Below are 15,378 nucleotides of genomic sequence, written 5' to 3' on the forward strand. Positions count from 1 at the left end.
AAATCCGGGCAACGGCCGTTGCCCGGTGCCAGGATCACGGGTACCCGACACCCCGTGAAGGCGGCACCATGACCAGCGAAGCAGCCCTGCCGGACCCGCACCGGACGGGGACCGGACCGCTGAGGCGGATGACGGCGCGCAGCCGGGACGAGGCCCACCGCACCGCCACCCCGCTGGAGTTGTTCTTCGACCTGTGCTTCGTGGTCGCGGTGGCCCAGGCCGGCGGCCAGCTCGCCCTGAACCTCGCGGAGGGGCACCTGGCCCACGGGATCTCCGGCTATGCGTTCGCGTTCTTCGGGATCTGGTGGGCCTGGATGAACTTCAGCTGGTTCGCCTCGGCCTACGACGTGGACGACGTGGCGTACCGCGTCACCACCCTGGTCCAGATCACCGGTGTGCTGATCCTCGCGGCCGGGGTCCCCAGGGTCTTCGCCGACAACGACCTCACGCTCGCCGTCGTCGGGTACGTGGTGATGCGCCTGGCGATGGTCACCCAGTGGCTGCGGGCGGCCGCCGCCGAGACGGGCGGCGCCCGTACCATGGCCTACCGCTACGCCGCCGGCATCACCGTCTGCCAGGCCGGCTGGGTGCTCGCCCTGCAACTGCCGCACGACGTGCTGCCGTACGTGCTGCCGCTCGGCATCCTGGCCGAGCTCTCGCTGCCCGCGCTGGCCGAGCGGCACACGCAGAGCGCCTGGCACCCGCACCACATCGCCGAGCGGTACGGGCTGTTCACGCTGATCGTGCTCGGCGAGACGGTCTCCGCCGCCACCGTCGCGATGCAGACGGCGCTCGACGAGCACGAGGCGGTCGGCGAGCTGCTGCCGATCGCGGGCGGCGGCCTGCTGATCTGCTTCGCCGCCTGGTGGATCTACTTCGCCCGCCCGGTCCACGACCACCTCGCCTCCAACCGGCAGGCCTTCCTCTGGGGCTACGGGCACTACCTGGTGCTGGGCTCGGCGGCCGCGATCGGCGCCGGACTGGAGGTCGCGGTGGAGCACGCCGTCGGCAAGTCCCACGTCTCCGCCGCCGCCGCGACCGCCGCCGTGACGGTGCCGACGGCGCTCTACCTGGTCACCGTCTGGGCGCTGCACGCCCGCTACAGCAAGACCGGCGCGTCCCAGTGGGTGCTGCCGGTCGCCGCCGTCGCGACCCTCGCCTGTACGGCCGCCGGGCAGAGCGGCGTGCTGCTCGCGGGCCTGGTCTCCGCCGCCGCCATCGCCGTCGGCGTCGTCCTGCACGCCCGTCAGAGCCCCGTGTGAGGATGGGCGGACCGTCCAGCCGAGGAGCCAGCAGATGCCGTCCGTCGTCCCCGACCAGCTCGCCGACCTGCCGTACGCGCACCTGCTCCGCCCGCACACCGGCCCGCTCCGCCGGGACGAGCGCTACGACACGGTGCACTTCGCCGGCGGCCCGTACGAGGGGCCGGCGGGTGGCGCGAGCTTCCTGGAGTGCGCGTTCACCGCGGTCGAGCTGAGCGGGGCGAAGCTGCGGCAGGCCCGGTTCAACGAGGTCTGGGTGCAGGGCAGCCGCTGGGTGGCGACGGAGCTGGCGGAGAGCGAGTGGCAGGACGCGGCCTTCGTCTCCAGCGTGCTGGCGGGCATCTCCGCGTACGGGGCGGCGCTGCGCCGGGTGGTCTTCCGCCAGTGCAAGCTGGAGTCGGTGAACCTGCGCGGCGCGGTGCTGCGGGACGTGGTGTTCGAGGACTGCCTGCTGCGCGACGTCGACCTGGGCGGCGCCAAACTGACCGAGGTCTCGGTGCCCGGCAGCACACTGGAGGAGGTCCGGCTGAACGGCGCCGAGTTGAAGAAGGTCGACCTGCGCGGCGCCGTCCGGCTCGGGCTGCCCGACGGCCATCAGGGTCTGCGCGGCGCGATCATCGGGACGGCTCAACTCTTCGACCTGGCGCCTCAGTTCGCACACGCTCTGGGGATCACTGTGAAGGATTCCTGAGCGCCGGTCCACCCTTGCGTTCATCTCGCCGTCGTTCGGCAAAGTGCTGACTAACAGTCCGACAAGCCTTGCCGGAACCATGGCCTACCGCCCGGAGCTGCGTAAAGATGCTCCGCGACCGGTGTCGTGAGCACAACGTGTGTGCACAACATCGCTAGCGAAGGGACGGGCGGCCCAGATGGCTGACCTCAGTCGTAGGAAGTTCATGGCGCTGTCGGCGACCGCGGCGGCGGGCGCGGCAGCGGTGGGTTCGACGGTCGCAGGCGCTGCCCCGGCCTCGGCTGCCCCGGCCTCGACGACGACGCTGAGCACGACCGGCACCATCGCGGACGCCCAGCACATCGTGATCCTGATGCAGGAGAACCGGAGCTTCGACCACTACTTCGGCACCCTCAAGGGCGTCCGTGGCTTCGCCGACCGCAGCGCGATCCAGATCGCGAACGGCTACAGCGTCTTCAACCAGCCGAACGGCCTGTTCAGCCGCCAGTACCCGTGGGCGTTCAACCCCACCGGCGCGTCCGGCAGCACCGAGACCACCGCCCAGTGCAACGGCGACCTCTCGCACGCCTGGTCGGACCAGCACAAGGCCTGGAACGGCGGGAGGATGGACTCCTGGGTGTCCGCCAAGGGCACCGTCCGCACCCTGGGCTACCTCCAGCGCGGCGACATCCCGTTCCACTACGCGCTGGCCGACAACTGGACCATCTGCGACGCGTACCACTGCTCCACCCTGAGCGCGACCGGCCCGAACCGCACCTTCCACTGGTCCGGCATGATCGACCCGAACGGCACGGCGGGCGGCCCGGCGTACGACGGCGGCGACGAGAAGGGCCTGCGCTGGGAGACCTACGCCGAGGCGCTGGAGAACGCCGGTGTCAGCTGGAAGGTCTACCAGAACGCCGCCGACAACTTCGGCGACAACGCCCTCGCCTACTTCACCCAGTTCTCCGGCGCCCCGGCCGGCAGCGACCTGGCCGTCAAGGGCATGGGCTCCGTCCCGAAGGTCACCGGCCGCACCCCGGACGACATCGCCGCCGCGATCCGCGCCGACGTCCTGGGCGGCACGCTCCCGCAGGTCTCCTGGGTCGTCGCCGACCAGCAGTCCTCCGAGCACCCGTACGCCACGCCCGAGGACGGCGCGCACTTCGTGCACATGGTGATGGACGCCCTGAACGCGGACGCCAACGTGTTCAACTCCACCATCATGCTGCTCAACTACGACGAGAACGACGGCTTCTTCGACCACGTCCCGCCGCCGTCGCCGCCGGCCGGCACGGCGGGCGAGTTCTACAACAGCACCGCGATCGGCCTCGGCTTCCGCGTCCCGCTGATCGCGATATCCCCCTGGAGCCGGGGCGGCTGGGTCAACTCCGAGACCTTCGACCACACGTCGGTGCTGCGCTTCCTGGAGCAGTGGACGGCCGCGATCGGCTCGCCCGCCACCTGCCCCAACATCAGCGCCTGGCGCCGCAAGGTCTGCGGCGACCTGACCGGCGTCTTCGACTTCGGCAACCCGGTGTACGGGATGCCGAGCCTGCCGGACACCTCGCAGACCATCGGCCTGTCCACCTGCGGTCCGATGTCCAACCCGTCCCCGGCCGACAACAAGTTGCCGGCCCAGGAGCCGGGCACCCGCCCGGCCCGCGCCCTGCCGTACCAGCCGAACGCCAACCTCGACCACCTGGAGTTCGGCTCCGGCGGGGTCATGAAGGTCTGGCTCAAGATGGCGAACACCGGTGCGACGGGCACCAGTTCGGCGCACTTCGCGGCGTACGCCAACGCCTACCGCAGTGGCGGCCCGTGGCAGTACACGGTGGACCCGGGCGGCAGCACCAGCGACTTCTTCAACTGCGGCACCAACTACGGCAACGGCGCGTACGACCTGAGCGTGACCGGCCCGAACCGCTTCCTGCGCCGCTTCAAGGGCGACGCGACCAAGCCCGGCAAGCTGGTCTCGGCCACCGCCTCGTACGCGGTGGAGCCGGGCACCGGGCAGCTGGCGGTCTACTTCGCGCTGGCCAACACCGGCACCTCGCAGGTGACGTTCACCATCACCTCGAACAACTACCGCACCGACGGCCCGTGGAAGTACACCGTCCCGGCGGGCGGCGGCACCAGCGACTTCTTCAACGCCGTCGCCTACAACAACGGCTGGTACGACTTCACGGTGACGGTCGACTCCGACTCCACCTGGTCCCAGCGCTTCTCCGGCCACCTGGAGACGGGCAGCGCCAGCGTCAGCGGCTGACAGCCAACAGCTCAGAGCAACCATCACAGGGGCGCGGGGACCGCACGACCGGCCGGGCACGTACGCCGTGCCCCGGTCGCGCGGGCCCCGCGCCCTTCGGCGTACCCGGCGGCGCACTCCGTGCCGGGGTGAACGGGCCGGTCGGAGGGGGTGCGTTCACTCGTCCGGGCGATGGTCGCAAGATTGACCCATCTGGGGGGCCGTCGGCCACGAATGACCCGTGTGAGACGACAGCGACCCACCGAATCCCCGGGCCTCGCGGCCCGGGCCGCCCGAGCGGCCGCCGCCGCCCTGGCCGGCCTGGCCGCCGCGGCGGCCGCGATCGGTGCGGGCGAGCTGGTGGCGGCCTTCACCGGCCCCGCCACCTCGCCCGTGATCGCCGTCGGGAGTTCGGCGATCGACCTGACGCCCACTCCGCTCAAGGAGTACGCCGTCCGGCAGTTCGGGACGAACGACAAGCCCGTACTGCTGGCCGGCATCTACGCCGTGCTGGTCCTGCTGGCCCTGCTCGCGGGGCTGGTCGCCGTCCGCCGCCCCCGGGCCGGCGCGGCGGTCTTCCTCGCGTTCGGCGGGGTCGGCGCCTGGGCGGCCCTGTCCCGCTCCACCGCCACCACCGCCTCGGCGCTGCCCTCGCTGGCCGCCGGAGTGGTCGGCGCGGTGGTCGTGCTCCAGCTGGCCGCCCGCTACCGCGCGGCGGTCACCGCCGCCCGGACACCCGAACCGGAGGGCGGCGGCCCGCTCGCGGTGCGGACCGCCCGGCGGCAGTTCCTGATCATCAGCGGCGGCACCGTCGCGGTCGCGGCGGTGGCCGGGTTCGGCGGCCGGGCGCTGTCCGCCGCCCGCACCGACATCACCGCCGCCCGCAACGCCGTCCGGCTCCCGCCGCCCGCGCTGCCCGCCCCCGCCGTACCCGCCTCCGCGCACCCGGCCGTGCCCGGCCTGTCGTCGTTCCGCACCCCGAACGCCGACTTCTACCGGGTCGACACCGCGCTCACCCTGCCGAAGATCGACCCGAACGACTGGGCACTGCGGATCCACGGGATGGTCGACCACCCGGTGACCATCAGCTTCGACGAGCTGCTGCGGCGCCCGCTGGAGGAGCTCGACCACACCCTCTCCTGCGTCTCCAACGAGGTCGGCGGCCCGTACGTGGGCACCGCCCGCTGGCTCGGCGCCTCGCTCCCCGCGCTGCTGCGCGAGGCCGGGATCCGGTCCGGCGCCGACCAGCTGGTCGGCCGTTCGAAGGACGGCATGACCATCGGCACCCCGCTGGAGGCGCTGCTCGACGGCCGCCGGGCCCTGCTCGCCGTCGCCATGAACGGCGAGACGCTGCCGGTGGCGCACGGCTTCCCGTGCCGCAGCGTGGTACCCGGCCTCTACGGCTACACCTCGGCCACCAAGTGGCTGGTCGACCTCGAAGTGACCACCTTCGCCTCCTACGACCCGTACTGGGTGCAGCGCGGCTGGGGCCGCGAGGGCGTGGTGAAGACGGCCTCCCGGATCGAGGTCCCGGCCGGCTTCGCCAAGGTCCCGCCCGGCACCGTGACGGTGGCCGGCACGGCCTGGGCCACCCACCGGGGCATCGCCGCCGTCGAGGTCCGGGTGGACGACGGCCCGTGGGCCGAGGCCCGGCTGGCCACCGCGGTCAGCCCCGACCTCTGGCGCCAGTGGAGCTACGACTGGCCGGACGCCCGGACGGGCTCGCACACCCTCCAGGTGCGTGCCACCGACGGCACCGGCGCCGTCCAGCCCTCGGACCGCGTCCCGCCCTTCCCCGACGGCGCCACCGGCTGGCACTCCGTGGTGGTCAACGTCACCTGACCGTCCATCAGTTCTTCCTTTCCGCCCTTCACCCTCCCTAGGAGCGATCCACCATGTCCGCAACCCTGTCCCGCACCACCAAGATCGGCACACTGATGGTGACCGGAGCCCTGGCGATCAGCCTGGCCGCCTGCTCCAGCAGCACCAAGTCCGGCTCGGCCTCCTCCTCCAGCGCCCCGGCCTCCTCCGCCCCGGCCACCCCCGCCGCCGCGGACGCGCCGTTCGGCACCGCCTGCGCCGCCGTACCGGCCTCCGGCGCCGGCAGCTTCAGCGGGATGGCGCAGGACCCGGTCGCCACCGCCGCCTCGAACAACCCGCTGCTCTCCACCCTGGTCACGGCGGTCAAGGCGGCCGGCCTGGTCGACACCCTGAACTCGGCGAAGGACATCACCGTCTTCGCGCCCACCAACGACGCCTTCGCCAAGATCCCGAAGGCCCAGCTGGACGCGCTGCTCGCCGACAAGGCCATGCTGACCAAGGTCCTGACCTACCACGTCGAGGCCGGCCGGATCGCCCCGGCCGCGCTGGCCGGCTCCCACAAGAGCCTTGAGGGTTCCAGCGTGACGGTCGACGGCACCACCCCGGACTTCACCGCGAACGGGAACTCCAAGGTCCTCTGCGGCAACGTCCAGACCGCCAACGCGACGGTCTACATCGTCGACACCGTCCTGATGCCCCCGGCCGGCGGCTGACCTCGCACTCCTCCCGGGCGCGGGTCCCGGTGGCAGGTCGGGCGACGTAGTGTGACAGTGAGGGCAGCCCGTCGTCCGACCACCTGAGGAGGAGACATGGGCATCTTCGACAGGTTCCGGCACAAGGCGCACGAAGAGGCCGACCCGGCCCAGCGCGCCGCCCTGGCCCACGATGAGGCGGCGGACGCGTTCGCCGTCGACGTGGAGCGGTCGGCCGCACCGGCCCCGGCGGCACCCGCGCCGGTGAGCGAGCCGATGAGCGGCCGGACGATGAGTGAGCAGGACCGCCTCGCCGCCGAGAACATGACCGCCGAGGGCGACCCCTGGGACTGAGCCGGTTCTCCTTCCAGGGGCGCGTGGGGCACCTCCCGGCCTTCGGGCGGGAGGTACCCCACGCGCCCCTGACCGCTATCCGGCGGGGTCCCGGGGCGGCAGCGGCGGCCGCCGCAGGTCCGGGCGCGGGGTGTCCGGCGGCGGGGGGGCGGCCGGCGGGGTCTGCTCCGCCAGCTCCAGGGCCAGCCGGACGGCGGCCGCCAGGTCGGTGTGCTCGCCCCGGGCCCAGTCGTGCGGGGTGCGCAGCACGTGGACGTCCGGTTCGACCCCGTGGTTCTCGACCGTCCAGCCGACGCCGCCGGTGAACCAGGAGGCGTTCTTCGGCACCGAGATCTGCGTCCCGTCGCCGAGCGTGTGCCGCCCGGTCATGCCGACCACGCCGCCCCAGGTGCGGCTGCCGACCACCGGTCCGAGGCCGAGCAGCTTGATGGCGGTGATGATCACGTCGCCGTCCGAGCTGGTCGCCTGGTCGGCGAGCGCCACCACCGGGCCGCGCGGCGCGTCCCTCGGGTAGCGGACGGGCCGCCGGCCCCGGGCGAAGTCCCAGGACAGCACCCGGCGGGTGAGCTTCTCCAGTACGAGCTCCGAGACGTTCCCGCCGGCGTTCCCCCGGACGTCCAACACCAGGGCGGAGTAGTCGAGTTCACGTCGCAGATCGCGGTTGAACTGGGCCCAGCCGGAGCCGCCGAGATCCGGGATGTGCAGGTAGCCGCACCGGCCGTCGCTGAACTCCCGTACCAGGTGCCGCCGTTTGACCACCCAGTCCTGGTAGCGGATCGGCCGCTCGTCGGTCAGCGGTGTCACCGCGATCCGCCGCACCGGGCCCTCCGCGCCGCGCCGGAAGGCGAGTTCGACGGTGGTGCCGCCGGTGCCCGCGAGCAGCGGGTACGGGCCGCGCACCCGGTCCGGCGGGCGGCCGGAGACGGCGACCAGCTCGTCGCCGTCGCGCAGCCCGTACCCGGCGAGCGGGGCGCGGGCCCGGGGGTCGGAGGATTCGCCGGGCAGGATGCGGTCCACCAGCCACCGGCCGTCCGGGTCCCGGTGGACGTTGGCGCCGAGCAGGCCGAGCGGCTGCTGCACCGGCGCGGGGCCCTCGCCGCGCCGGGCGGGGGTGACGTACGCGTGCGAGGTGCCCAGCTCGCCGAGGAGTTCGCGCAGCAGGTCGGCGAAGTCGTCCGGCCCGGCGACCCGTTGCAGCAGCGGTTCGTACTGCGCGACCAGCGCGGGCCAGTCCAGGCCGCACATCCCGGCGTCCCAGAACTGGTCCCGGACGATCCGGGCCGCCTCGTGGTACGACTGCCGCCACTCCTCGCCCGGGTGGACGGTGTGGGTGATCCGGCGCAGGTCGATGGCGAGCGGCGAGCCGGGGGAGGAGACCTGGTAGAGCTTGAGTGTGCCGCCCGAGAAGACCGCCACCGCGCTGCCGTCGCCGGAGACCGAGAAGCCGTCCAGCCGGTCCACCAGGGTGGTGCGGGTGCCCTGCGCCAGGTCGAAGTACTCCAGCGAGGGGTGGCCGGAGGTGTCGGCCGGGTTGGCGAAGGTCTGGCCCAGCGCGCCGGAGATCGGCCAGCGCAGCCAGAGCACCCCGCCGCGCACGGCGGCCGTCGCCGAGTACTTGGAGGCGATCACCGGGAAGGGCACCAGCCGGCCGGCGAGCCCCTGCGGGTCGACGGTGACGGTGCCGTCGCCGCCCGCCTCGTGCGGGTCCAGGCCGACCGGCGGCCGCCCCTCGGCCGGCGAGGCGAACGGGGACGGCGTGTCGGCGGAGAGCGGCACCAGGTAGGGGCGGCAGCCGAGCGGGAAGGACAGGTCACCAGTGTGCACGTCGTGCACCGGGTCGAAGCCGCGCCAGGAGAGGAAGACCAGGAAGCGGCCGTCCCGGCTGAAGACCGGGTGCTCGTCCTCGAACCGCCCGCCGGTCACCTCGATGTGCAGCCCGGGCGTGTCCACCCGGGCCAGCTTGATGCCGCGCAGCGAACGCCCGGCCACCGGCTGGGACCAGGCCAGCCAGTGCGAGTCCGGCGCGAAGGACGGGCTGCTCACCGGCCCGTACGGGGAGGACGCCACCTCGCGGACCTCGCCGTCGGCGGTGGTGACCAGCAGCAGCCGCCCGTCGGAGGTGGCGGCGGCGAGGGTGTGCCCGTCCGGGGCGGCGGCCAGCTCCAGCACCCGGCCGAGCCGTCCGGCGGCGATCCGCCGGACGGGGGTCTCGGGGCCGCCCCGGGCGGGCAGGGGGACCAGCTCGATCGCGTCCTCGCCCTCCGCGTCGGTGACCCAGGCGAGCTGCCCGGTGTGGCCGAGCAGGACGGGCAGCCTGGTCCGCACCCCGGGGGTGTCGGCGAGCACCCGGGCCGGGCCGTCCCGGTGGGTGAGCCAGTACTGGCTGCCGCGCACCGTGATCGCGCTGGCCCGGCCGGTGTAGTCGCAGATCAGGTCCTTGACCTGGGTGGCGGCCGTGACCTGGTACGGGCGCCGTCCGGCCCGCGCGCCGCCGAGCGGGACGTGCAGGCGGCGCGGCGCGGGCGCGTCCAGTCCGTCCAGCAGCCAGACGTCGCCCGCGTGCTGGTAGACGATCCGGCTGCCGTCGCTGGCGGCCTCGCGGGCGTAGTAGGAGGCGTGGTCGGTGTGCCGGCGCAGGCCGGTGCCGTCCGGGCGGCAGGAGTAGAGGTTGCCGACGCCCTCGTGGTCGGAGAGGAAGGCGATCCGGCCGCCCACCGGCATCGGCGAGGAGAGGTGGCCGGGGTGGCCGGGCAGCAGTTCGTCGGCGTCGAGCCAGAGCCGGCCGGTGGCGCCGCCCCGGTAGCGCTTCCAGGCGGCGGGTTCGTGCGGGGCGGCGGCGGTGAGCAGCACGGTGTGCTCGGCGCCGACCTGGGCGTCGTCCACCGGGCCCCAGGGCATCCGACGGCCGGGCGAGCCGTCCGGCGGCAGCGCGTAAGCCCAGGTGTAGTGGGCGAAGGGCTCGTGGTACGAGGTGACGGCGAGCACCTGGCCGTTCGGCAGCCAGCCGCGCACCCGGGTGTCCTGGCTGCCCCAGTACGTCAGCCGGACGGCCTCGCCGCCTGCCGTGGGGGCCGTCCAGACCTCGGGGGTGAGCGCCTGCCAACTCGTCCAGGCGATGGCGGCGCCGTCGGGGGACAGGCGGGGGTGGCTGACCCGGGTGCGGTCGCAGCTGACCCGCCAGGCCCGGCCGACCGTGCCGTCGGTGTGCAGCGGGGCGGCCCAGACGTCGTCCTCGGCGGTGCAGGTCAGCAGTCCGCCGCGCAGGTGGGGGTACCTCAGATAGCCGGGCGCGGTCACCTCTCCATGGTTCGGCCGCGGCGGACGGCCCGCAACCCGGGCTCACGGTGCGTCAGCCGATGCGGCGGCCGGATCCATTGGCACGCGGCGGGCCGGTTCGCTTCAGTGGTCTGGTCCAATGGCCGCTGTTCGGCCGGCCGGCTCGTACGCGGGCAACGGCACCTTCGGCCGGCCGGTCGGCCGAAGGTGCCGGAAAAGACTTCAGGGCCTCCCCACCGTCGTGGGAAGGCCCTGAAGTCCGTCTGTGCGCCGCCAGGGACTCGAACCCCGGACCCGCTGATTAAGAGTCAGCTGCTCTAACCAACTGAGCTAGCGGCGCCTGCTGACGAAGAGAACATTACCTGGTCAGCGGCCGAAACTCACAATCGGCTCAGCCGACGGCCCACGGGGTGATGACGGCCTTGCCCCGGACGTGGCCCGCCTCGACCAGGCGGTGGGCGTCGGCCGCCCGGGCCAGCGGGAAGGCCGCCGCGATCTCCAGCCGGAGCGAGCCGGCCTCCCACAGCTCGACCAGCTCGGCGAGCCGGGCGGCCGTCCGGGGGCCGCGCAGGCCGCGTACGCCCAGCCGCTGGGCGGCCGGGTAGTCGACGACGGTGCCGATCCGGTCGCGGTCGGCGACCAGCTCCACCGAGGCGTCCAGCGCGCCGCGCCCGGCCGCGTCCAGGGCCGCGTCCACCCCGCCGGGGGCGAGCGCGCGCACCCGCTCGGCCAGCCCCGGGCCGTACGCCACCGGGACGGCGCCCAGGCCGCGCAGGTAGTCGTGGTTGCGCTCGCTCGCGGTACCGATCACCGTGGCGCCCCAGGCGCGGGCCAGCTGGACGGCGACGGTCCCCACCCCGCCGGACGCGCCGTGGACCAGCACGGTGTCGCCCGCCCCGACCCCCAGCTCGCGCAGCGCCAGGTGCGCGGTCTGCCCGGAGGCGGAGAGCGAACCCGCCTCCGCCCACCCCATCGCCCCGGGCTTGGCGACCAGCTGGGATTCCTGCACCGCGACGTACTGGGCATGCCCGCCGAGCAGCCGGAAGCCGAGCACCTCGTCACCGGTCTCCCAGCCGAAGCTGCCCGCCCCCAGCTGCTCGACCACCCCGGCGAACTCGTTCCCCGGGATCGCGGGCAGCGTGACGGCCGCCCCCGGCGGGGTCCACCCCGAACGGATCGCGGTGTCGGCGGGCTGAATGCCGGCGGCGAGCACCCGGACCAGCACCTCACCGGGGCCGGGCTTCGGCGCGGGCAGCTCGGTGACCCGCAGGACGTCGGGGCCGCCCGGCTCGGAGAATGTCGATGCCAGCATGGGTGGGGCTCCTCTGCGTCAGTTCGCCGGTTCCTTCCGCCATCGTGCAAGTTGAAGCCGACTTGAAGTCAAGGAAGATCCGGCGAGCCGCAGCCGGTCGGTCTTATGCTGCTCCGGGGGTAGCGGAGAGGAACCGGTTCGTGGCCCAGCTGTCGCTGCTCTTCCTGGTGCTGCTCGCCTCGGTCGTGACGATGCCGTTGGCCCGGCGGACCGGAGTCCCGCAGCCCGTCCTGATGACGGTGCTCGGGCTGGTCATGGCGGTGCTGCCGCAGATCCCGGACATCACGATCGAGCCCGAGCTGATCCTGCCGCTGGTGCTGCCGCCGCTGATCTTCGCGGTGGCCCGGCGCTCGTCCGTCCGGTACTTCCGGGCCAACATCCGCTCGATCCTGCTGCTCGCCGTGGCCCTGGTGGTCGTCACCACCACGCTGGTGGCCGGCGTCTTCCACTGGCTGGTACCGGCCGTGCCGCTGGCCGCCGCCGTCGCGCTCGGCGCCCTGGTGTCACCGCCCGACCCGGTCGCCGCCGTCGCGGTGGCGGGCAGCATCGGGCTGCCGCGCCGGCTGGTCGCGGTGCTGGAGAGCGAAGGGCTGTTCAACGACGTCACCGCGATCGTGATCTACTCGCTGGCCGTCGAGGCGGTGGTCGGCGGCGACTTCTCGGTGCCGCACGCGGTGCTGCGCTTCGTGCTCTCCGCCGTGCTCGCCGTGGTCATCGGCATCGCCCTCGGCTGGCTCAACGCCAGGCTGGCCGGGATGCTGGACGACCCCACCCAGCAGGTCGCGCTCAACCTGCTGGTGCCGTTCGCCGCCTACACCCTGGCCGAGGAGGCGCACGGCTCGGGCGTGCTGGCGGTGGTCGTCTGCGCGCTCTACCTGGCGGACCGGGCCGCCGACGCCGACGAGGTCTCGTACCGGCTGGTCGGCAATGCCTTCTGGGAGATCGTCGAGATCCTGATCACCGGTATCGCCTTCGGCCTGATCGGCCTGGAGCTGGCCACCGTGCTGCGGGACGTCGGGGACAGCTGGCGGAACATGCTCGGCGACGCCGCCTGGGTGATCGCGGCGGTGGTGCTGGTCCGGCTGGTCTGGCTGCTGCCCGCCGCCTGGCTGTCCCGCCGGGTCGCCCGGGACGAGGAGGACACCCCGCTCGGCTGGCGCGAGACGCTGATCCTCTGGTGGGCCGGGATGCGCGGGGTGGCGACCGTCGCCCTCGCGCTCGGCATCCCGAACACCGTGCACACCGGCGAGCCCTTCGCAGGGCGGAGCGAGATCGTCTTCGTGGCGTTCTGCGTGGTGCTGTTCACCCTCCTGGTGCAGGGGCTGACACTGCCTTGGCTGGCGCGGATGCTCGGCCTGGACAGCGGTCGCGACCGGCACGAGGAGGCCGTCAAACAGCTCTGGTGGCGGGCGGCGAAGGCCGGGCTGGAACGGCTCGCGGAGCTGGAGGAGGAGCAGCGGCTCCCGCCCGAGCTGGTCGAACGGCTGCGCGAGCGCCAGCACGACCGGCTGGCCCGGCTCTGCCCCGAGCGCTACGAGGAGGAGGAGGCCGCCGAGGCCAGGCAGCGCTTCGGGAAGTGGCGCGCCGCCGCCGAGCTCGAACAGGAGATGATCGCCGCCTCCCGCCGCGAGATCCTGACGGCCCGTGGAGAGGCCGGCGCCGACCCCGAGATCGCCGACCAGGTCATGCGCGGGCTCGACCTCCGCTCCACCCGCCGGTAGCTGATCCGGCGTCCGCGTCGGGCTCCGCGTCGGCGTCCGCGTCGGGGCCGCCGAGGGGTGCGGGACCGCGTGGGACGGGAAGTGACGGCGCCGCACCTTCCGGCCGCGCGAAGCCACCCGCGCCCGTGGACGGTGCCTGGCGGGCACAGGGGGAGCCTCCGCGTAGGCTGGCTCCGGGCAGGCCGCCAACGGAGCCGGCGCACATACCCCCGTACCCGCCGGGCCTGGCGCAACCCTCCCGCTGGGCCCTGCCGGTAACCCTGATCCGGATGACTCACAAGGAGAAACCGATGTCGGAGCACGCTGCTGGCGGCCGTACCCCGCTGGACCGGCTGCCGGAGTGGGCGGCGCTGCGCAAGCACCGGGAGGAGGGCGACCTTCAGCTGCGCGGTCTGTTCCAGTCCGACCCGTACCGGGGGGAGAACTTCCGCCTGTCGGTGGGCGATCTGCTGGTCGACTACTCGAAGCACCTGGTGACGGAGGAGACGCTCGCGCTGCTGCGCGACCTGGCGGCGGCGACCGGTGTGGCCGAGCTGCGGGACGCGATGTTCCGCGGCGCGAAGATCAACATCACCGAGGACCGCGCCGTCCTGCACACCGCCCTGCGCGCCCCCCGCGACGCGGTGGTCGAGGTCGACGGCGAGAACGTCGTCCCCGCCGTCCACGCGGTGCTGGACAAGATGGCCGGCTTCGCCGACCGGGTCCGCTCGGGCGAGTGGACCGGCCACACCGGCAAGCGGATCAAGACCGTGGTGAACATCGGCATCGGCGGCTCGGACCTCGGCCCGGCGATGGCGTACGAGGCGCTCCGCTCCTACAGCGACCGCGGCATCGCCGTGCGCTTCGTCTCCAACGTGGACGGCGCCGACCTGCACGAGGCGGTCCGCGACCTGGACGCCGCCGAGACGCTGTTCATCGTCGCCTCGAAGACCTTCACCACCATCGAGACCATCACCAACGCCACCTCCGCCCGGAACTGGCTGCTCACCGAACTGCGCGCCGACAAGGAGGCGGTGGCCAAGCACTTCGTGGCGCTGTCCACCAACGCCCCGGGCGTCGCCGACTTCGGCATCGACGTGGCGAACATGTTCGAGTTCTGGGACTGGGTCGGCGGCCGCTACTCCTACGACTCGGCGATCGGCCTGTCGCTGATGATCGCGATCGGCCCGGACGCCTTCCGGCAGATGCTGGACGGCTTCCACCTGGTCGACGAGCACTTCCGCACCGCGCCCGCCGAGGAGAACGTGCCGCTGCTGCTGGGCCTGCTCGGGGTCTGGTACGGCGCGTTCTTCGACGCGCAGGCGCACGCGGTGCTGCCGTACTCGCACTACCTCTCGAAGTTCACCGCCTACCTCCAGCAGCTGGACATGGAGTCCAACGGCAAGTCGGTGGACCGCGACGGCAACCCCGTCCGGTGGCAGACCGGCCCGGTGGTCTGGGGCACCCCGGGCACCAACGGGCAGCACGCCTACTACCAGCTGCTGCACCAGGGCACGAAGATGATCCCGGCCGACTTCATCGGCTTCGCCAAGCCGGTCGCCGACCTCCAGCCCGGCCTGGTGGCGCAGCACGACCTGCTGATGGCCAACTTCTTCGCCCAGACGCAGGCGCTCGCCTTCGGCAAGACGCCGGAGGAGGTCGCCGCCGAGGGTGTGCCGGCCCACCTGGTGGCGCACAAGACCTTCAAGGGCAACCACCCGACCACCACCATCCTGGCCACCGAGCTCACCCCGTCGGTGCTGGGCCAGCTGATCGCGCTGTACGAGCACAAGGTGTTCGTCCAGGGCGCGGTGTGGAACATCGACTCCTTCGACCAGTGGGGCGTCGAGCTCGGCAAGGTGCTGGCCAAGCGGATCGAGCCCGTCCTGCTGACCGGTGAGGACACCGGGAACCACCTCGACAGCTCCACCGCCGCGCTGGTCGCGAGCTACCGCGCGCTGCTCGGCCGCGACCAGTAGGCAAGCGGGTCGGTACACGAGGGGCGTGTGGGGGTACCTCCCGGCCTTCGGCCGGGAGGTACCC

At 73.2% G+C, this 15,378-nt stretch carries 10 protein-coding genes and 1 tRNA gene; 8 read left to right on the forward strand and 3 right to left on the reverse strand.

Annotated elements, in window-relative coordinates:
• The first annotated feature begins 68 nt into the window (after positions 1–68).
• The 6 genes from ABD330_RS15745 (at position 69) to ABD330_RS15770 (ending at position 7,047) form a co-directional block, all read left to right on the forward strand.
• A complete protein-coding gene (locus ABD330_RS15745; protein WP_344465278.1) occupies positions 69–1,262 on the forward strand; it encodes a low temperature requirement protein A in 1,194 nt (397 codons plus the stop codon).
• 34 nt (positions 1,263–1,296) lie between these two features.
• The gene (locus tag ABD330_RS15750) at positions 1,297–1,953 is read left to right on the forward strand and encodes a pentapeptide repeat-containing protein (RefSeq protein WP_344465280.1); all 657 of its coding nucleotides are present in this window, start codon (positions 1,297–1,299) and stop codon (positions 1,951–1,953) included.
• A gap of 178 nt (positions 1,954–2,131) precedes the next feature.
• A complete protein-coding gene (locus tag ABD330_RS15755; RefSeq protein ID WP_344465282.1) occupies positions 2,132–4,201 on the forward strand; it encodes a phosphocholine-specific phospholipase C in 2,070 nt (689 codons plus the stop codon).
• Between the two features lie 213 nt (positions 4,202–4,414).
• Positions 4,415–6,022 carry a molybdopterin-dependent oxidoreductase gene (locus ABD330_RS15760; RefSeq protein ID WP_425555542.1) on the forward strand — a complete coding sequence of 536 codons (1,608 nt, stop codon included), beginning with the start codon at positions 4,415–4,417 and terminating at the stop codon, positions 6,020–6,022.
• A gap of 53 nt (positions 6,023–6,075) precedes the next feature.
• Positions 6,076–6,714: a fasciclin domain-containing protein gene (locus ABD330_RS15765; RefSeq protein ID WP_344465286.1), complete on the forward strand. Its 639-nt coding sequence runs from the start codon at positions 6,076–6,078 to the stop codon at positions 6,712–6,714.
• Between the two features lie 96 nt (positions 6,715–6,810).
• On the forward strand, positions 6,811–7,047 hold the full coding sequence (locus ABD330_RS15770) for a hypothetical protein (RefSeq protein WP_344465288.1): 237 nt from the start codon (positions 6,811–6,813) through the stop codon (positions 7,045–7,047).
• A gap of 75 nt (positions 7,048–7,122) precedes the next feature.
• Here the strand turns inward: ABD330_RS15770 and ABD330_RS15775 are convergent, their stop codons facing one another.
• The 3 genes from ABD330_RS15775 to ABD330_RS15785 all read right to left on the reverse strand — a co-directional run bounded on the left by ABD330_RS15775 (position 7,123) and on the right by ABD330_RS15785 (position 11,635).
• A complete protein-coding gene (locus tag ABD330_RS15775; RefSeq protein WP_344465290.1) occupies positions 7,123–10,344 on the reverse strand; it encodes a S41 family peptidase in 3,222 nt (1,073 codons plus the stop codon).
• 245 nt (positions 10,345–10,589) lie between these two features.
• Positions 10,590–10,663, reverse strand: a tRNA-Lys gene (locus ABD330_RS15780).
• 51 nt (positions 10,664–10,714) lie between these two features.
• Positions 10,715–11,635 (reverse strand): NADP-dependent oxidoreductase, encoded by a 921-nt coding sequence (locus ABD330_RS15785; protein ID WP_344465292.1) that lies wholly within the window; start codon positions 11,633–11,635, stop codon positions 10,715–10,717.
• Between the two features lie 140 nt (positions 11,636–11,775).
• Between ABD330_RS15785 and ABD330_RS15790 the strand changes: the two genes are divergently transcribed.
• Both ABD330_RS15790 and pgi read left to right on the forward strand, forming a co-directional pair.
• Positions 11,776–13,356, forward strand: coding sequence for a Na+/H+ antiporter (locus ABD330_RS15790; protein WP_344465294.1), 1,581 nt, complete (start codon positions 11,776–11,778; stop codon positions 13,354–13,356).
• Between the two features lie 290 nt (positions 13,357–13,646).
• Complete coding sequence (gene pgi / locus ABD330_RS15795) at positions 13,647–15,314, forward strand: glucose-6-phosphate isomerase (protein ID WP_344465296.1); 1,668 nt, start codon at positions 13,647–13,649, stop codon at positions 15,312–15,314.
• Positions 15,315–15,378 lie beyond the last annotated feature (64 nt).

The organism is Kitasatospora kazusensis (assembly GCF_039529945.1).
In the GTDB taxonomy this organism is placed as follows: Bacteria; Actinomycetota; Actinomycetes; order Streptomycetales; family Streptomycetaceae; genus Kitasatospora; species Kitasatospora kazusensis.